Source organism: Novosphingobium sp. HNCC26BN242 (assembly GCF_057180525.1).
This window is the reverse complement of sequence record NZ_JBXUGM010000001.1, coordinates 241477-260996: the sequence shown is the minus strand read 5'-3', so window position 1 is coordinate 260996 and position 19520 is coordinate 241477. Positions and strand designations below refer to the sequence as shown.

The following is a 19520-nucleotide window of genomic DNA, read 5'->3' as shown; positions in this document are numbered from 1 at the left end:
AGTCTTGGCGCACTTTTACTTCAGCGGTGCTGCAGTTCGTAGCTTTGGCGCATCAGGAACGGCTCGCCTGGCATGCGGGTCTGCTTGGTGATGCGCAGGCGGTTGCCATCGCGCGTCAGGATCTTGCGCGCGATGACGGGGCGGCCGCCCTCTTGCCCTTCCCCATCAAGCACGACGGTAAGCGCCAAGCCATCGGCGGATACTCGCGCTTCGGCCACGCGCCACTGGTCTGGCGCATTCTTGCCGCTGGTGGTGGCGAGCGTCAGCCCCGCAGCGTCAAACACCCAGGTCTCGGCTGAGCGCACGATCTTGCCGGGGCCATCGTCGAAGGTCCACGAGAGCACGTTGCCATCGCTTTGCATCAGCGTTGGCAGAGTTTCGCGTGTGTCCTTGGTATAGTCGCGGTAATCAAGCGTACCCGACCAGTCACCCGCCAGCGCCTTGGCCACCACCGCTGCGGTATCGGCCGGGACAGACAACAGGCCTTGCGCCACGCCTACCGTGCGGTCTCGCGCAGCCTGAAAATCGGCGACCGTAGGCACGACCAACTGGTCGGCTGCCACGCCCTTACCCGGCACGAAGCTGGCAATGGCGGTGCGGTTCCACGCTTCGGGCACGCGCACCTTGATGCCGCTGACAGGGAGTTTCAGCAGGAAAATGCGGCCCGCCGTTGGCCCTTCGGCGCTGCCGCCGCTGTCTTCGCCGATGACAGTAGCCCCGGCTTTTTCCTTCAGCTGCGCGATGGCCATGGTGGTGGCTGATCCCGCGCGTGGGCCGCTGAGGATGGTCAGACGCCCGGCAAAGCGGTTTTCGCCGACGGGCTGCTGTTCGAACCGGGTGTCGGAATCGCTGAGCTTGCTGCCGCTCATCACAGGGATGCGATCATACCAGCCATCAGGCGTGCGGGTGAACTGGGTGAGCGGCGCGTTGAACAGCGCTTCGGTATCTCCCCATGCGCTGATGTATTGCGGCAAATCGCCATAGCGCACCGCCTTCAGCCGCTGCGGCTTGGCCCACAGGAATGGCTTGTTGATCAGATAGCGCCCGAGCGCGAGCGGCACATCCTCTGACCCGCCACCATTGCGGCGCAGATCAAGGATCAGGTGTTCGGTCCCCGCCTCTTTCATGGCGGCAAAGAACCCGCTGAGGAAAGCGGTGGCCTGCACCGGATTGCGATAGTTGACGAACGTATCGATCCCGAGCCGCGCGACTTTGCCATTCAGCCGCCAGGTAGTGCTGCTATAGAATTCGCTGCGATACTTTGCACCCGGCGCGGCAAGGCTGGTCCATTGCACAAAGCGGATGGGTTTGAGGTTGGCGATGGTGGTGACGGTGCCGCCAACCGGCTTCCACGCAATCTGCCAGCTTTCGGGAAAGCCGAAGAGCGTGGGGTAATTCTCGTTGAAATCATCTCCCATCAGATCGCTGTCGTCGGCCAGCTTTGCGGCAATCGCATGATCGGTGGTGCCATCATAGGACACCAGCGGCGCAAGTTTCAGCAGCAGAGCGGGCACCGGGCTGCCGTTGATCGACACGATTTCGCTCCCCACCGGCGGCGCGCCGAACTGCGCATCGCTGGCCACCACGATCATCCGCCCCTCGATCAGCTGGAAGCGCAACGGCAAGTGCGTGGGGTTGGCGGTGCGGAATGCGGTGATCGCATCGGGCATTTCGGCCTTGGTGTGATCGCAATGGATTGCGGCCAGCAGGCTGGCGACCTCGGCATGGAGCGCAAGATCGGTGATCGGTGCGGCGGCGGCAGCTTCAAGCCGCGCGAAGGCCGCATCGATCACGGTCCTGGCACTGTATCGATAGAGGCCGGGATGCACGGTTTCCAGCGCGCGGCGCAGCAGGGCGACATCGCGGGTGGCCTCTTGCGCCGTGAGCACGCGCGGCGTGTAGCGCGCAGCGTCTGAGGCCTGTTCGGCAGCTTGGGCGGCTGCTGTAGCAACGGGAAACGGCAGGGCGAGGAGCGCCGCAGCGGCAAGGGTAAAGTGCTTCATCGGAATCGCTCCAGTCGGTCGGTGACCTGCCCCCTGTGGCCCAAGCGCCGGAGCAGCGGGTCCATGCCCGAACTTTGCAGATTAGAAAACATGGCGAATGGGATCGGTGCGCTTCGTGACAAAACATGTATGATCAGCGGACCTTTTTGCATCTTGCAAGCGCCATTTCATCAAGGAAAAAGGGTTTCGCGCCAAGGAGGCAGAGGGCGCAGAGATAGAGCGCGGAACCGCAGGTCTTATCACGCTCATGGCCTTGCGAAGGCCGCGTCTTCCGGTTTCATGAGACGGCTTCGCCGTTGCTCCAACCTCTTTGCGATCTTTGCTTTCATGCCGGCCTCTGCGCGAAACGCCTTCTCGGCTTGGACTTGACGGCAAGGTCGCCGCGATTGCCAAATGGACGTGACAACACGCCAGACGAAGGTCATGCGCCCTTCCCTCGGTCCAGCGTCCGCATGGCGTGGGTAATCGCGTTTGTCTCCACGCTGACCCGCACCACCTTGGCGAGCAGGGTGATCATGCTCTCCTTGTAGTCGGCGAAGCGGTAGGTGTTGAACTTTTCGCGGACGGTCGGGTCCTTGATCGTCTTTTCCTTGTGCTGATCAAGCACCCAGTCAATCGCACTGCGGTTGCCGAGGCGGTAATCCCATGCGCCCTGCGGGATGCCGGTCAGCTTGGTCTGCGCATCGACGATGACTTCGCCTGCTTCGGCCACGGCACGCAGGATCGGGCGCGCCATGGCGCCGGGCTTGGGTTCCTTGTCGGCCTCGACCCGCGTGATTGGCCAGGGCTTCACCTTCTCGTAGCCGATGTGCAGCTTCAGTAGCGCCTCGCCCCATGCCAGCCATTGGGCGAAATCAGGGTAGAGCGGCACACGCGGGAATTCGCGGCGCAGATCGTCGGCGTGGTGATCGCGGTAGAGCGGATCGTGGAGGACGGCGTAGCAGTAGGCGAAGATCGTATCGTGCGTGATTGCGTCATCGGGGTAGCGCGCGCGGAACTGCTTGAGCGCCCAGGGGGTGATGTTGTCGACACGTTCGCCTGAGGTGAGGTAGCGGTAGCGGGTGACGCCGGCGGTACCCCCATTGCCTGCCTTTAAAAAACCTAAGTCGAATATCTTCGCTGTAGCATGAGTGGCGAACTCATTTTGGGATGCAATCCCCAAGAACGCGATGGATGGATTATCTTCATTGGCCTTACTTAGTGATGGCCACTTATAGGTCATGCCGTTGAAGTGAAGGTCAAGATACAACCATTCTTTGATGAATGGTCGAAACTGCCCAAGCTGCTCCTTTTCTTTCGAATGAACTTTAACAATGCCCTTCTCTCGATAACGATCAAGCTCGCGGTCCCACTTGATGGACGGACCTTCCTTTCCGAGTCGAGCCGCCTCGTACCCGCTTACAAGCGCCTTTACCTTTTGGCGCAAAGACCGACGATCATGTGACCACACCCACTCATCGCGCTGCGTCTTAATGCCGTTCGATGAAACCCTAAAAATCGCCTCTACCTTCGCACCATCACGATCCAAAAGCCCCTTGGTGGGATCGGCGATCGGCAGGTAGCTGCTCCATTCCGCGCTCTCGCTCGACAGCCAGTTGCCCTTGGCGTCCGGGGTCATCGGCTCGACCTGCCAGCGGTCAAAATCCTCGACGCCATCAAGATAAGCCAGCTTCTCCGATGCAGTCTCGTCCTCAGGGCGGCGGGCGTAAAACAGCTTGAACCCCTTGGCCGCCTTGCGGCGCACCATGAACGCGATGGTCACGCCGGTCTGGATGCCAAACACATTGTGCTTGGTGCCGCTGAGCTTGGGATTGGCGCGCACGTCACCGCCCAGATCCATCAGCCAGCATTCGGCGAACTCCTCGGCGATGCTCTTGCGGAACCCGTCGAAGGCGACCTTCTCGATGAAATTGCGGTTGGTGACCATGGCGATCACCCCGTCTTCTGTCAGCCGATCCGATGCCCAGCGCCAGAAGCGGACATACATGTCTGACAGGGAATTGGTGTTCTGCGCGGTGCTGTGGTGGCGGTAGGTTTGGCCGATCCGTTCATCCACGCGGCGATAGGGCCGGTTGGGATTGCGCGCGTTATAATCCTGCTGCCACGCGTTGTAGGGCGGATTGCCGATGATCAGCTTGATCTTGCCCGAGTTTTGGCGCTTCACCCGCTCAAGGTTTTCATCGCTGGTGCCGCCGAACATGTCTGGCTGGTGCCCGGCGTAGATCGCAAGGCCCGCCGTATTGTCGAGCGTGTCGACGAAGACGAGGCCAGGGAACTCCTCATAGCCACCGTTGAGGACGGCGAACGTGTTCTCGATGTTCAGGTTGGCGACGTAGTAGGGGAGGATCGCCACTTCGTTCGCGTGCAGTTCGTTCAGGTATTTGGCCTTGAGCCGCGCCTTGCCCGCCCCCTGCATGTGTTCGAGCAGTTCGACGATGAAGGTGCCGGTGCCGGTTGCGGGATCGAGGATTTCGACGCCTTCATCAGCCAGCGTCTTGCCGAAGTGCTTTTCGGTCAGCCATTCGGCCCCGCGGATCATGAAGCGCACGATTTCACCGGGGGTGTAGACCACGCCGAGCCGGTCGGCGGCATTGGGGTCATAGGACTTGTAGAAGTCCTCATACAGCCGCTTGACGAAATCCTGCTTGGCACGCGGATCGGCAAGGCCCGCAGCAGCGGCACGGATCGCGCCATAGTAGGGGCGCAGCAGATCGGTGGTCGCCCGGCGAAGCGCGCCGGTAAAGAATTTGGCCTCCAGTTCTCCCAGCTTGATCGCGATGTTGTTTTCGCGGTGATACTGCGAGTTATCGAAGACGCTGGTGAAAATCTCCTCGGTCAAGATGTGCTGGATCAGCATCTTCCGCACGTCGTCGCGCGTAACCGCCGGGTTGATTGCCTGCTTGGCGTGTTCAAGGAAGGTATCGAGCGCGCGGGTGAATGCGGTGCTGCGGGCCTCGGCCTCGGCCATGGCCATTTCGAGCGCTTGGAGCACCTGCGGCAGATCGGCGCGGAACTTTGCAGAAGCCGCCTTGAATTCGCTGAGTTCAGGTGGTTCGTGCGCGTAGAAGGTTTCGATCAGCCTGAGGAGCGCTTCGTCATCCGACAGGGAAATGCGCATGACCTCGCGCCCATCCTGACGCAGGATGGCGGACTGGGTATCCTCGTAGATGATGTTGTCGTCAGGATAGCCTTTGGCGACCTTGTCGCGGATTTCGCGGTCAAGATCGTCCTTGCTGTCCTTGGCCTCCCAGTATCCGAAGGGCTTGCGCAGAATCTGCGGGATCAGCGCACCATCGACCGCGATGTTGTTTCCGCGTGGGCCGCGCCCCTCCCATTCATTGGTAAACACCAGATCGTGCGCGCGGCCAGTGCGTTCAAGCAGTTCGGCGAACGCCTTGCGCAGCACCCGTTCATTCAGGCTGCCGGTGACGCGATGCTGTTCGGCCAGCGTGCGCCGGTAGTGGTTGATATTAGCACGGCTCATGCAAGTTCCCCTGTTGCTGGCATGATTGGCCGTCCCGCAGGATGCTGGCAAGAGAGGATCTGGAGCCAGATCAAGTTGATGCGTGAGTGCGTGCTAAGCTGGCCAAGGAACGCGTAGCATCCATCCGCCAACCGGTGGCGCACTGAACGGCTCGATCTACGCGGATACGGCACCGATCAGGCAAATGGGCGGCTTCTGGTACGTGCGCGCTTCGGCACGCTTCTGATCAGCGAACAAGAAGGCCGGGTGAAGAGTGCTTTTCTTCACCCGGCATCCTGCCGAATTTTGCCATAAGGATCCGCCTTTCAAGGCAATCTGCGCCGTTCATCGTATTCGCCCGCGGCGCACAAGAGCGCAGTCACGAAACTTCCGGGCATACGCCGCCGGAACACACATCCAGAGGACTATTGGATGACACTTGAAGCAGCGCTGCCGATGAGCAAGCGCGATCTCCTTGCCCTCATCGGTCGCACCGGGGGGGCTGCGGCGATGTATTTTGCCATGTCCAACCTTGGTCAGGCCCATGCCTCCCCCTTCAAGGGTGTGCCTGTGCTTGATGGAGGAACCAAGGGTGCCTCGGTCCTGATCCTGGGTGCCGGGGTGGCCGGTTTGACTGCGGCTTATGAACTGCGCCGCGCCGGGTACAAGGTGCAGGTGCTGGAATACAACGACAAGGTCGGTGGGCGGTCGTGGACGCTGCGCGGGGGTGACACATACACCGAACTGGGCGGCGCGGTGCAGAACTGCGGCTTTGCCGAAGGGAACTACATCAACCCCGGCCCATGGCGCATCCCGCATAATCATTATGCCATCATGCATTACTGCCATGAACTGGGCGTGGCGCTCGAACCGTTCATGCAGTTGAATTACAACGCTTATATTCATTCCGCGAAGGCCTTTGACGGCAAGCCGCAGCGGTTCCGGCATATTCAGGCAGACTTCATGGGCCATGTCAGCGAGTTGCTGGTCAAGGCGGTGAAGAAGGATGCGCTGGCCGATACGGTGACCAAGGAAGACGGCGAAATCCTGCTGGAGGCGCTGCGCGAGATCGGCGCGCTCGACAAGGATTTCCGCTATGTCACCGGGCCAGCTTCGAGCGTGCGGCGCGGCTGGGCCAAAGGGCCGGGCGGCGGGCTGACCGCCGAACCGATTGCATCGGAGCCGATGACGTTTGAAACGGTGCTGCGATCGGGCATGTGGAGCCACATCACCGACAGCATGGACACGACCCACCACACCGCGATTTTCCAGCCGGTGGGCGGCATGGACATGATCCCGCGCGCCTTTGCCAAGAAGGTCGGCGACGTGGTGCGGCTGAACAGCAAGGTCACGGCGATCAAGCAGGACGAAAAGGGCGTGACCGCATCCTATGTGGACACGAAGACCGGCGAAAAGCTGACCGCGCAGGCCGATTGGTGCATCTGCACCATCCCGCTTTCGATCCTGAGCCAGATCGAGATGAACGTGGGCGCGGATATGGCAGCTGCGATTGGCACGGTGCCCTATGCCGCATCGCTGAAAGTCGGGCTGGAATTCAAACGCCGGTTCTGGGAACAGGACGAGCAGATCTATGGCGGGATCACGATGACCGACCTGCCGATTGGCCAGATCAGCTATCCCAGCACCAAGTATGGCTCGGCAGGACCGGCTTCGTTGCTCGGGGCCTATGGCTTTGGCGCCTTCGCGTTCGAATTCACCTCGCTTCCCCCGGCAGAGCGCGTGGCGCGCACGGTGGAATGGGGCAGCCGCATCCATCCGCAGTACAAGGACGAATTCCTCAACGGCATTGCCGTGGGGTGGCACCGCGTGCCGTGGACGCAAGGCTGCTTTGGCCAATGGACCGACGAGATGCGCGCCGAGCATTACAAGAACCTGTGCCAGATCGACGGGCGCATCATGCTGGCAGGCGAACATGCGTCCTATATTCCCGCCTGGCAGGAAGGCGGCATTACGTCGGCGCTCGATGTCATCGGGCGGCTGCACCAGCGGGTCATGGCGGGCTAAAGGGGCTTTACGATGAAGCAGGGATCGATGGTTCTGGGCGCAGCAGCAGCGCTGGCGCTGGGTTGCATGACCGCATCGGCAGTGGCGCAGACGGCAGCAGACGCTGCAGGGCGTGGCGGAAAGCCGGGTTCGGCCTTTGCAGGCGACGCAGACGGGGCGTTTCAATCGCCATTCAAGTTTGGCGAACCCGATGGCGAGAAAATGTATCGCCGGGTCTGCGCCGGATGCCACATGCCCGATGGCAAGGGCGCGCAAGGTGCAGGCTTTTATCCGGCGCTGGCCCGCAATCAAAACATCGCATCGGGCGATTATGCGGTTTATGTCGTGGTGAAGGGCATGCACGGTATGCCCGGCGTTGGCCGGATGATGACGGACGAGCAGGTGGCCAGTGTCGTTAATTATGTGCGCACCAATTTTGGCAACAAGTATCGTGACAAGGTGACTGCAGCGCAAGTGAGCGCGGTGCGCTGAGCAAGATCAGTTTAGAGGAAAGGATATGACGATGATGAAGCTCCCCAAAACCCTGCAGGCTGCAGCGCTGCTGACCGCATCCATGCTGGCCGCTGGGCTGGGTGCATCGGCTGCCCATGCCGGCACCATCGTGCGCCACACCAATCCGGCACCCGCGATTATCTTGAGCGGAGTGACCGTGCCTGCCGATGCCGAATGGCTGATGCTCAGCGGGCAGCTTGCCAGCCCGATCGATCCCGCCAAGACCGAAGGCATGGAAGCCTATGGCGATACCAAGACGCAGACGGTCAGCACGTTCAAGAAGATCGAAGCAGCATTGGCCAAGCAGGGCTACGCGATGTCCGATGTGGTCAAGCTGACCGTGTTCGTGGTGGGTGATCCCAAGCTGGGCGGAAAGATGGACTTTGCCGGGTTCAACGCCGGATATCGCGAATTCTTCGGCACGGCGGCCAATCCCAACCTCGTCGCACGCTCGACCGTGCAGGTGGCGGCACTGGCCGGGCCGCAGTTCCTGATCGAGATCGAAGCGACGGCGGCCAAGGTTCCGGCAGCGCCGATGGGCAAGAAGAAGAAAATGTAATTTTACAGGGGCGGTTAGCGCGGCAGGCCATTGGTCTGCCGCAACGCCTCTCCCAGGGCGACGGCAGAAGCAATGGCCAGATTGAGCGAGCGCACTTCTGGCCGGATCGGGATCAGCACCCGCGCATAACAGGCCTGCGCGACCGCAGCAGGCACCCCTGCACTTTCCTTGCCGAACAGCAGCACATCATCAGGCCGGAACGTGAAGTCATACAGCGGCTGGCTGCCCTTGGTGGTGAACAGGATCACCCGCTGCGGGCCAAGGCTGGCGCGGAAGGCCGCGAAATCGGCATGGCGCGTGACATCGACGTGATCGATATAGTCCATGGCCGTGCGCCGCACGCGCCGATAATCCCAGACAAAGCCCATCGGCTCCACCAGGTCCACCGGCGTGCCGAAGCACGCGCCAAGGCGCAGGACAGCGCCGACATTTCCGGCGATTTCGGGCTCATAAAGGGCAATTCGCATCGGCGCTGATTGGCGGCACGGGGCGCTTGGCGCAAGCCTGTTCGTGCCATTGGTCAACGGCTGCAAGCGCGTCTCAACTACAGATAGCGTAGGCTGCTGCCTTGGGGATCGAGCATCAACGGGACAGGGCGCGGGCTTCTTCGGGTGTGGCCGCAACAGCATGGGGCAGACAGGTTTCGGGCGCAAAGATTTGCAAACCGAGCAGGCCGGCCCAGTGCCGCCTGAATCCCCAGTTCCGGGCCGCATCTTCGGGAATCGCCGCGCAATTGCGGGCACATCTGCGTTTGGTCGCCATGTTGCCGAGGCGCAAATCCACGTGCGGGATGCGCATTATCCCGCGTCAGGCTACCATTGGCACATACCTTCGCCATCGACAGCTCCTTCTCGGAAGACATCGTACAAAATGGAACATACTTCTGTTACAGTTGGCTGGCGGACGGATGCCCCTTGTTAGGTCGGGCGCTCCTTGGCTTCAACCGCGCAGCACTACCGCGCCGAAAGCGGGAAGGTTTTGGGCACTGGCGCCATTGACGCACATCAGAACGCTGCCGACACGGGCATGGGTAGGCACCGCAATGGCCGTTTTGCCGAGATTGAAGAGGCAACGGATCGTCTCGCCGGGCACGGTGCGCTCGATCAGCAGAAAGTCCGCCTCAGTATCGCAACGGGACACCTCGCCAATCGCCAACGCCGCATGCGCCTTGCGCAGCGCGATGCACTGGCGCGTGAAAGCCAGCAGTGATTGCGGATCGGCATCCTGCACATCGACCGCGCGGACCAGATTGGCCTGCCCCACCGGCAGCCACGGACTGTCCGATCCGAACCCGGCATCTGCTGCACTTGCCACCCACGGCATCGGGGTGCGGGCCCCATCGCGCGAGAGCGTCAGGGGCCAGTTGGCGATGGCTTCGGGGTCTTGCAACTGGGCAAAGGGAATGTCGACCTGTTCCAGCCCCAGTTCCTCGCCCTGATAGATGATCGCATTGCCGCGCAGGCACACCAGCAACAGCGCCTTGAGCCGCGCGAAGGCATCGCGATGTTCGGGCGATACCCAGCGCGACAGGGCGCGGGGTGCATCGTGGTTTTCGAAGGCCCAGCTTGGCCAGCCGGTATCGGGCGTGGCGGGCCATCCGGCAAGCGCGGCCTTGACCAGCCCCGGCGTCAGGCGTTCGGCATAGAGAAAATCGAAACCGTAGGCGGAATTGAGGTGCGTTTCGGCGTGGGTATAGGCCTTCATCTGCGCATCGGCCTCATCCCCGCCCACCTCGGCCACGGTGAAGATGCCGTCGTACTGATCGGTCAGCGCACGGATGCGTTCGATGAAGGTTCCGATATCAGCGTGCGACTGGTTGTAGCGCTTGAGCTGGAAATCGAACGGGCGGGTGCGTGGCCGGTCGGTAGCTGGGGCAGGCGGATTGTCGCGCAGAGCCGGATCGTGCATCGCAAAGTTCAGAGCATCGATGCGGAAGCCATCGACGCCGCGATCCAGCCAGAACCGGGCCACGCCCAGCAGCGCTTCCTGCACCGCGGGGTTGTGGCCATTAAGCTGCGGCTGGCTATCGAGGAAATTGTGCATGTAATACTGCCCGCGCCGGGCATCCCAGCGCCATGCTGGCCCGCCAAACACCGACTGCCAGTTCGAAGGTGGTGAGCCATCGGGCTTGGCATCTGCCCAGACGTACCAATCAGCCTTGGCATTGTGCCGGGATGATCGGCTTTCCACGAACCAGGCGTGCTCATCGGAGGTGTGGGCATAGACCTGATCAATCAGCACGCGCAGGCCCAGATCGTGGGCGCGGGCAATCAGCGCATCGAAATCGGCGAGCGTGCCGAAGATCGGATCGACATCGCAATAATCCGAAACGTCATAGCCGAAGTCCTTCATCGGCGAGGTGAAGAACGGCGAAATCCAGATGGCATCGACGCCCAACCGCGCCACATGATCGAGCCGTGCGGTGATGCCGGGTAGATCGCCAATGCCATCGCCATTCGCGTCCATGAAGCTGCGCGGGTAGATCTGATAGATCACTGCGCCTTGCCACCAGCGGTGCTGCAAGGTGGCGGTCTTCGGATCGAGCAGGGTATGCGTATTCATGGCTTCGAGGTTCCTGTGGCGCGGCACACCATCCAGCCGAATGCGGGCAGCGCAACGCGCACGCTGCCGGGTGCTGAAACTGCAGCAGGGCATGGGCCGGACAAGGCTTCAAGATGTTTCACGGTTGCGCCGATGGTGCTGTTAACAGTGATCGGATGATCGGCGGTGTTGAAGGCGATGAAGATCTCGGCGCGCGTTTCGGGATCGAACCGCGAGACCGAAAACAGCCCCGGCGTTTGCGCATAATCGCGCACGATCTGCTGACCGCGTGTCAAAGCAGGATGAGCCCCGCGTATGGCGCTGAGGCTGGCGATGGTGCGGAACAGCGGGTGCGCTTCATCGAAGTTGCTGCGGGCGGTGGTGGCACTTGTGCCAATCAGGGTGTTGTCGTTGTAGGATGGAACGCGCGAAGGGAACATGTCTTCGCGCGCGGCCTGATCACCGCCATCGCCGACAAAGCCCTGCTCATCGCCATAGTAAATTACCGGCGCACCGCGCAGGGTGAGCAACATGGCGTGGCCTAGCGTGACGCGGGCCAGCAGTTCGTCGGTGGAAATGCCGGGGCGGTCTTCCTTCACCAGCGTGGAAAACCGGGCCATATCGTGATTGCCAAGGAAGGTGGGTAGGCGGCGCGCCGCAGCCTCGCCTCCTTCGTAGAGCACATCGCCATCGAACAGCTCTGCCAGCATGACGGTGCCCTTGCCCTTGCCCAGAACATCGCGGACAGCGGCCTGAAAGGCGAAATCGAGCACGGCGGGCAACTGATCGCGCCGGGTATACTGTGCAATGTAACCGCTATCGGGTGTGGTGCGGTAAACTTCTGCGAACAAGGCAAAGTTTGGCAATTGCTGCGCGGTGGCGGCGGTCTTTATCGCAGGGATAAAGGCCTGCCAGAATCCGGGATCGACATGGCGCGCGGTATCGATGCGATAGCCGTCGATCTGGTAGCGGTCGATCCAGTCCTTGTAGATTGCGATCATCCCTTCGCGTACGCGCGGATGTTCGGTGAACAGGTCATCGAGGCCAGAAAAATCGCCGAAGCGGGCATCTTCCCCGGTAAAGGTAGAATCGCCGCGATTGTGATAGAACAGCGGATCGTTGAGCCACGCGGGCACTTTCACCCCGCGTTCGGCTGGCGGAACATAGGGCGTGTAGGCAATCGCCGGGTCGGTTAATCTGGCGAAGTTTGCAGCGCTGCTGTCCTGATCTCCGGCAAAGCCCGGATTGATCGCGGCTCCGGTCAGCCCGCCCTTGCGCGAATAGGGGTAATCGGCGCGGGAGCGATAAGCGTAGCCTGCTGCCTCGCCTTCCGCGTAGCGGATCACATCGGCGGTGTGATTGGTGATGATGTCGATATAGACCTTCATCCCCATGCCATGCGCGGCTGCGACCAGCGCCTGAAATTCGGCCTCAGTGCCCAGATGCGGATCGGGGCGGGTAAAGTCGGTTACCCAATAGCCGTGGTAGCCCGCGCTTTCCTGTCCCTTCGGACCCTGCACCGGCTTGTTCTTGAAGATCGGCGCGACCCAGAGCGCGGTGATCCCGAGCTTCTGCAGATAGGGGAGCCGTGCCTGCAAGCCCTTGAAATCGCCGCCGTGGTAAAAGCCCTTGTCCGCCGGATCGAAGCCAGTGGTCAGGCGGTCGCCCTTGAGGCCGCCTCGGTCATTCGACGGATCACCGTTTTCGAACCGGTCGGGCAGGACGAAATAGATAAGTTCGTCAGCAGCATCGCGAGCGCGATAATCGGAAACGGGTTGCGCCGTTGCCGCACTGGCGCCCAGCAGCGCTGCACAAAGCCCGGAGATGAGGCTTCTCATGCTGCAACCCCGCGCATGATCTGTTCAAGCGCTTCGATATGGCGGGGCATCTGCCGCACTTCTTCCACCAGCTCCGCCTCGGTCAGGCCCAGCAAGTCGTGCAAGTCAGCCGCACTCAGCGCATCGGCCATCGGGTTATAGCCGCTCGCTTCCACGCCTTGCCCGGCAAGCACTTGGAACCAGCCCACTTCGGTGAACAGTTCTTCGTGTTCGCGATGGATGAAGCCGCTGGCGCGCCACAGCGCCAGTTTGCGCTGCAGCGTTTCGGGCAGGTCCATCGCGCGCATCGCATCCCAGAAGGGTTCGCCCACCCGTTCGTTCGCCCAATAATGCAGGACGATGAAATCGCGGATGCGGGTCCATTCAAACTGCGCTTGCGCATTGAAATGATCGACCATGGCCGGATCGGATTTGCCTGTGGGCAGCATCGTCAGAAACCGGCTGATTGCGCTCTGCACCAGATGGATGCTGGTGGATTCGAGCGGCTCCATGAACCCGGCGGCAAGGCCAATGGCCAGGCAATTGCGGTTCCAATGCTTTCGCCGCATGCCCGTGATAAAACGTATCGGGCGCGGATCGGCGAGCGGTTCTCCATCGAGATTGGCGAGCAGGATCGCCGCCGCCTCGTCATCAGACATCAGCGCGCTGGCATAGACATGGCCGTTGCCGATGCGGTGCTGCAGCGGGATGCGCCATTGCCACCCGGCCTTGCGCGCCGACGAACGCGTGTAGGGCGTGAAATCACCCCCGCCTGCACACGGCACTGCCACGGCCCGGTCACACGGCAGATAGTGCGTCCAGTCATCAAACCCGGTTGCCAGCGCGCCTTCGATCAGGAGGCCGCGAAAGCCGGTGCAATCGATGAAGAAATCCCCGGCAATCCGGCGGTCGCCATCAAGGACCAGTGCGGTAATATCGCCGCTCTCACCATCGCGCTCAACCGACTGGATCAGCCCTTCGGTGCGAACAACGCCGCGCGCCTGCGCATGGCGGCGCAAGTAGGCGGCATAGAGCCCGGCATCGAAGTGATAGGCATAGGCCAGTTCCGGCGATTGCGGCGTGCGGCGGCCCCGCTGCATCCGCATTGTGCGCGCGGCCAGTTCGTTCAGCGAATAGCGTTGCAGCGGTTTGGCAAAGCCCAGTTGTTTGGCGCGCAGCCAATAGTGCTGAAAGGGCAGGAGCCCCACTGGACGCCCGATGTTGCCAAAGGCATGCATGTAGCTGTGGCCTTCGTGCCGCCAGCCTGCAAACTCGATGCCCAGTTTAAACGAACCGTTTGTTTCCCTCAGGAATTCTGCTTCATCCAGACCAAGCGCTGCGTTGAACAGGTGGATCTGCGGGATCGTCGCCTCGCCCACGCCGACCGTACCGATTGCCTCGCTTTCAACGAGTTCGATGCGTGTGCCCGCAGGGGCAAAACGCGAGAGCGCAGCGGCCGCCATCCAGCCGGCCGTTCCGCCGCCCGCTATGACAAACCGTCTGCCGCCATTTTCTGGAGTGCCCACAAACCTCTCCCGCCAGTTTGCGGTATCGTTGCCTTGGCGCACGTGCGGATCAAGCCCGTCTTTCTGTGCCAAACGTTGCGACGGACCGGAAGGGCCGATCCGTCGCTACACAACGGGTGTTCAGAAGCGGTAGGAAGCGCCCAGCAGATAGGTGCGGCCATACCGTTCATAGTCGATGATCTGCGCGGGATCCTGATTGGCGAAGTTGATGAAGGGCTCGTCCGTCAGGTTCAGCGCCTGCAAGGTCACAGACAGGCCATTCAGAGCGCTGCCTTCGCCAAAGCGATAGCCGATCTGCGCATCGAAAATCGATTCTGCAAAAGTCTGGCGGAAATCGCGGCTGGCCGAGATGCCGATGAATTCTGCCAGATAGCTTGACCGGTAACGGTGGCTGAGGCGCGATTCAAAGCCCGACTTTTCGAAGTAGACCGTGGAGTTGACTACCCACTTCGACAGACCCGGCACGGTGGCGGTGAAAGTATTGCCGGACTGGCGGTCGGTAATCGTCAGCTTGCTGCTGGTGTAGGATACGCTGGACTGGAAGCCGAAGCCTTCGAGCGCCGGAACCACGCTGCGGAACGGCAAGGCAAGGCTCGCTTCGAAACCATAGATGCGACCCTTGGCCGTGTTGTCAGGCCCGGAGACAAAGCCGGTTGTGTTGCTGCCGGTGGCCAGAAACGCCTGCTGCTGCGCCGGTGTAAGGCTCGGCACAAGGTAGGAGAAATCGCGGGTGACCGACGCATTCGGGTTCACGAAATCGTTGAGCCGCTTGTAGTAAGCTGCCAGCGACAGATAGCCTTCGCCGCCGAAGTACCATTCATAGCTGAGGTCGAGCCCATCAGACAGGTACGGCCGCAGGCGCGGGTTGCCGCCGCTACCGCTGAAAATGGTGTTGAGCGGAAGCAGCGGCGAATTGGAGACCGATGCGTTCTGCGATGCGTTCAACTGGTCCATGCGGGGACGGGCCAGGGTGCGCGCCGCGCCGAAACGCAGCTTCATTTCCTCGTTCAGCGCAAGGTTCAGGCTGAGGCTGGGCAGGACATTGCTGTACTTTTCACCTTCCGACACGGGCGTCTGCACGCTGCCAACGCCGCCGGGCGAATTGAAGCCTTGCGAGGACTGATCGGTGAACACCACTTGCACGCCGACATTGCCGGTCAGATCCATGCCGCCAAGCATGGTCTTGATATCGGCGCGGCTATAGCCGGTGAAGACCTTTTCCTTGACCGTCCAGTCGCCGGGGAACGGGAGGCTTGAACTTTCCACTCCGGTTCGAATGTAGGTGCCGTTGTTCAGCAGCACGAAGGGGTCATAGGCAACCTGTGGGCCAAAACCCAGGAACGCGAGAGAATTAGCCGACCCTAGCAAGGCTTCCTGTGGAATTGGCAGCCGGGTGGTTGCCCCGTTGGCCACGTTGGCCGAAGGGCCTCTCAGGCTCAGGAAGTTTTGCGTGATATCGCGCGCCTTGGTGCGATCAGCATAGGCAACGCCAACCACGAGGCGATCAATCAACCCGCTTTCGACTTTGCCAACCGCTTCCAGCTTGCCGGTCCACAGTTCGTCGCGGGTTTCGGTGTCGTTGATGAAGCCGGCCTGCACGATACCACCGCCCCAGCCGCGCGGATCGGTCAACTGGATAAGGTTGGTATCGGCATAGTTGATCACGTTGGTGAACGTGAAAGGAAAGCCCTTGTCGGTGCGGATCGCGGTGACCACGTCCGAAGGCGCGGTGGCATTGGCCGCATAGCTGAGGCCGGAATAGCTCTCGATCTGCTGCAGGCGGCGATCCGACATCGAGTAGGAAACGTCCGCCGTCAGGATCACATCATCGTTTTCGTACTTGGTGTTCCAACCGGCTGCAAAGGTGGTCGTGTCCTTGCGGTCGAAGTCATTGCGCACCACGGGTTGGACGCCGCTGAACGTGACGGAATCCGGGAATGCTCCACCGGAATTGGCCGAGATCGTGGTGCCTGCCCCCCAACCCGGATTGAACGGGAATTCAATGCCGCGCTGTGGCTGCTTTTCCTTATAATCGGCATAGAACACATCGATCGAGCTGTTCCATTCGCTGCTGGGCTGAAACTCCAGCGTACCGAACGCGCCCAGACGGTTGAGCAAGACCGATTTGGCAAAGGGCTTCATCCCGCCCAGCACGGTGAACCCGGCATCGTTGGGGTAGCCCCATGCGCGGAACCGCTCCACCTGGCTGGGGCTCGATTGGTAGGACAGGCCGAGCGCAAGGCCGATGGTGTCATCGGCAAACTGATCAACATAAGTGCCGGTAGCGCGATAGCCATAGCCGCGCACATCGGGGTTAAGCGAGCCGTCTTCGTTCACTTCGGCGCGGGCCGAAAGCGCCACGATGCGCTTCTTTTTGGACAACGGACGGATGGTGCGCAGATCGACCGTGCCGGCAAGGCCCTGCCCGATCAGGCCTGCATAAGGTGTCTTGTAGACAACGCCCTGATCGATCAGTTCCGATGGGTACTGGTCGTATTCCACCGCGCGGTTATCGCCCGAGGACACTACTTCGCGGCCATTGAGCAGCGACGAGGAGTAATCGGGGCCAAGCCCGCGGACCGAAAGGCTTTGCGCGCGGCCATCGATGCGCTGCACGGCAAGACCGGGCAAGCGGCCCAGCGTTTCGGCAATCGACACATCGGGCAGCTTCCCGATATCTTCGGCGGAGAACGCTTCGGCAATGCCGATCTGTTCCTTCTTCAGGTTTACCGCGGTTTGCAGTGCCTGACGAAAGCCGGTGACGATGATGCCAGGCTCTTCAGCCGTTGCTTCGGCTGCGGCCTCATCCGTCGCCGTGCCGGAGGCGTCCTGTGCAAGCGCGGCCATCGGCAGGCTTGCAGCCAAAGCCACGCCCAGCGCGACAAAGCTGATCCCGCCGGTAAGATTCTTGTGACGTGTCATTGTTGACCCCCTCAAAGCGTTGGCGCGTGCAACCGCAACCAACATATCCAGTCCCTGTTGGAGTGACGTTGGACAGGTGTTCCTCGTCATTCCTTGCCAAGACTTGATACGCCCCAAACGGGCCGGGCGGGAAGTTGGTATACGTATACGCAAACGATTGCGAGGCATTTTGCTGCAAGCAAAGGCCTGCGGTAACCAAATGAAAACATGGACTATAATAGCGATCAGCGAAGGAAGAGATTGAGCGTCAGCCGCCCTTTTCGAGGGTCCTTCTCGGGCACAAATCCTGCCGGAACATCGGCGCAATGGAGCGCATTGCCCCTGTAAATCACCATGCGGTTGAAGCGTCCGGCCACGGCAAAAATGCGTTCGAACAGCACTGAGTCTCCACCGATATATCCGGCCTCGGGCAGGCCATGATGGGTCACTTCCCGTTCAAGGCTCGTGCGGTATTTGTCCAGCCTTTCCGCATCGACCGACTCAAACCCGGTGGCGCGCTGGCGAAAGAAAGCGGTGCCGGTTGCTTCGGCTTGATCCAGATAGAGCAGCACGGCCAACCGCGATTCTTCAACCCCGTCGAAATGCGGGAAGCGCTGAATGGGTTTCAGATCGGCCGCCTGAACCGTCATCAGACTGAGAAAACACTCCAGAAACTGCGGCGGTCGGGACAAGCCAAAGGTTTGCTCAAGCAAGGGCAGCAGGGGCAGCACCAAAGGCATCGCTACTTGCTCCGACACGGCAGCGCGCACGCCGGGATAAAAGGGGCCGATGGGCCTGAAGTCATGCTGCGCGGCGATGTTCACCACGGTCTGCGGATCGGGCAAGGCTTGGTCAATGCACGCGAAGGGTTGCTGCTCGGTGCCGAACAGATCGGTCACAAGGCGGGCGTGAGGTGACAAGGCAAGAGGACTGGACATGGCCAGACCTTTTAGTGCCTGCGAAGCGATTGCGAAGATGGGGTGCTTGCACTACGCTTCTATCAGGCGAAAAACTGGTTGAAAAAAGCCGGTCGCCACTGGGAGGAAACCGTGGGCAGACAGCGTTCCCAAAAGCCGACAAGCTTTGATATCGCGCAGCTTGCCGGTGTGTCGCAGCCCACTGTCAGCCGCGCCCTGCGCGGAGACCGGGCGATCAGCCAGGCCACGCGTGAACGTGTGCAGCGGATCGCCAACGATCTGCACTACACGGTAGACAAGCACGCATCGGCCCTGCGCACGCAGCGGTCCAATACCATCGCCCTGCTTTTCTTCGAAGATCCCACGCCCGATGAAAGCATGATCAACCCGTTCTTCCTGTCGATGCTGGGGTCGATCACCCGGGCCTGCGCCAACCGGGGGCTGGATCTGCTGATTTCGTTTCAGCGGCTGGAGGACGATTGGCACGTCAGCTATCAGGACAGCAACAAGGCCGATGGCATCATCCTGCTGGGCTATGGCGATTACACCGTCTACGCGCCACGCCATGCGCAATTGGTGCAGCAGGGCACCCATTTCGTCCGCTGGGGATCGGTCAGCGATGATGCCAGCGGTGCAACCATCGGATCGGACAATGTGGGTGCCGGGCGGATGGCCGGGGCACACCTGATTGAGAAGGGCCGCCGCCGGATTGCCTTTCTGGGCCATGGTGATGGGCACTATCCCGAATTTGCCGAACGCTATCTGGGGCTGTGTCAAGTGATGCGCGAACATGGTCTGGAGGTGGATCCCGCCCTGCAGCGCGATGCGATTACCACAGAACAGGCAGGCCACGCTGCCATGAGCGATCTGCTGCAAAGCGGTGCGGTGATCGATGCGGTCTTTGCCGCAAGCGATCTTATCGCAGTCGGCGCCATGCGTGCGCTGGCCGAAGCCGGGATTTCGGTGCCCGATGAGGTCGCGATCATCGGCTTTGATGACATTCCCGCTGCCAGCCAGTGCTCTCCCCCGCTGACCACGATCATGCAAGACCTGAGCGCTGCAGGTGAACGCCTGCTCGAAGCAATGGTCGCCAAGATCGAAGGGCGGACCATGCCATCACCGCTTTTGCCGACACGGCTGATCGTGCGCGCCAGCACCTGAACTGACAGCCCCTGCACGACCTGCGGAACAAACGATTGCAAACATCAGCAGTCGTATTCGTATACATGTTGTCCGTCCCCGGCTTTCCTGCCAGCTTTTCGCCGAAGAATAACGG

General features: G+C 61.2%; 12 protein-coding genes. 4 read left to right on the top strand and 8 right to left on the bottom strand.

Features of this window, described 5'->3' with window-relative positions; translation table 11 throughout:
* Positions 1-20 precede the first annotated feature (20 nt).
* A complete protein-coding gene (locus AC2A1F_RS01220; protein ID WP_484206963.1) occupies positions 21-2003 on the bottom strand; it encodes a S41 family peptidase in 1983 nt (660 codons plus the stop codon).
* 421 nt (positions 2004-2424) lie between these two features.
* Complete coding sequence (locus AC2A1F_RS01215) at positions 2425-5487, bottom strand: type ISP restriction/modification enzyme (protein WP_484206962.1); 3063 nt, start codon at positions 5485-5487, stop codon at positions 2425-2427.
* A gap of 411 nt (positions 5488-5898) precedes the next feature.
* Between AC2A1F_RS01215 and AC2A1F_RS01210 the strand changes: the two genes are divergently transcribed.
* From AC2A1F_RS01210 to AC2A1F_RS01200, 3 genes are read left to right on the top strand one after another with little or no spacing between them, the layout of a single operon-like run.
* A complete protein-coding gene (locus tag AC2A1F_RS01210; protein WP_484206961.1) occupies positions 5899-7491 on the top strand; it encodes a flavin monoamine oxidase family protein in 1593 nt (530 codons plus the stop codon).
* A 12-nt stretch (positions 7492-7503) separates the two neighbouring features.
* The gene (locus tag AC2A1F_RS01205) at positions 7504-7962 is read left to right on the top strand and encodes a c-type cytochrome (RefSeq protein ID WP_484206960.1); all 459 of its coding nucleotides are present in this window, start codon (positions 7504-7506) and stop codon (positions 7960-7962) included.
* 25 nt (positions 7963-7987) lie between these two features.
* Positions 7988-8542 carry a RidA family protein gene (locus AC2A1F_RS01200; protein ID WP_484206959.1) on the top strand — a complete coding sequence of 185 codons (555 nt, stop codon included), beginning with the start codon at positions 7988-7990 and terminating at the stop codon, positions 8540-8542.
* Between the two features lie 14 nt (positions 8543-8556).
* Here the strand turns inward: AC2A1F_RS01200 and AC2A1F_RS01195 are convergent, their stop codons facing one another.
* The 6 genes from AC2A1F_RS01195 to AC2A1F_RS01170 form a co-directional block, all read right to left on the bottom strand.
* On the bottom strand, positions 8557-9009 hold the full coding sequence (locus AC2A1F_RS01195; protein ID WP_484206958.1) for a tRNA (cytidine(34)-2'-O)-methyltransferase: 453 nt from the start codon (positions 9007-9009) through the stop codon (positions 8557-8559).
* Between the two features lie 472 nt (positions 9010-9481).
* Positions 9482-11104, bottom strand: a complete 1623-nt coding sequence (locus AC2A1F_RS01190) for an alpha-amylase family glycosyl hydrolase (protein WP_484206957.1) — start codon at positions 11102-11104, stop codon at positions 9482-9484.
* On the bottom strand, positions 11101-12921 hold the full coding sequence (locus AC2A1F_RS01185) for an alpha-amylase family glycosyl hydrolase (RefSeq protein WP_484206956.1): 1821 nt from the start codon (positions 12919-12921) through the stop codon (positions 11101-11103). Before AC2A1F_RS01185 ends, AC2A1F_RS01190 begins: the two co-directional genes overlap by 4 nt.
* Positions 12918-14363 (bottom strand): tryptophan halogenase family protein, encoded by a 1446-nt coding sequence (locus AC2A1F_RS01180; protein ID WP_484208138.1) that lies wholly within the window; start codon positions 14361-14363, stop codon positions 12918-12920. The genes AC2A1F_RS01185 and AC2A1F_RS01180 overlap by 4 nt, the downstream gene beginning before the upstream one ends.
* 183 nt (positions 14364-14546) lie before the next feature.
* A complete protein-coding gene (locus tag AC2A1F_RS01175) occupies positions 14547-17348 on the bottom strand; it encodes a TonB-dependent receptor (RefSeq protein WP_484206955.1) in 2802 nt (933 codons plus the stop codon).
* A gap of 224 nt (positions 17349-17572) precedes the next feature.
* A complete protein-coding gene (locus tag AC2A1F_RS01170) occupies positions 17573-18265 on the bottom strand; it encodes a DUF6445 family protein (protein WP_484206954.1) in 693 nt (230 codons plus the stop codon).
* A gap of 111 nt (positions 18266-18376) precedes the next feature.
* On the opposite strand from AC2A1F_RS01170, the gene AC2A1F_RS01165 reads away from it, so the two are divergent.
* The gene (locus tag AC2A1F_RS01165) at positions 18377-19405 is read left to right on the top strand and encodes a LacI family DNA-binding transcriptional regulator (RefSeq protein ID WP_484208137.1); all 1029 of its coding nucleotides are present in this window, start codon (positions 18377-18379) and stop codon (positions 19403-19405) included.
* Positions 19406-19520: the final 115 nt, after the last annotated feature.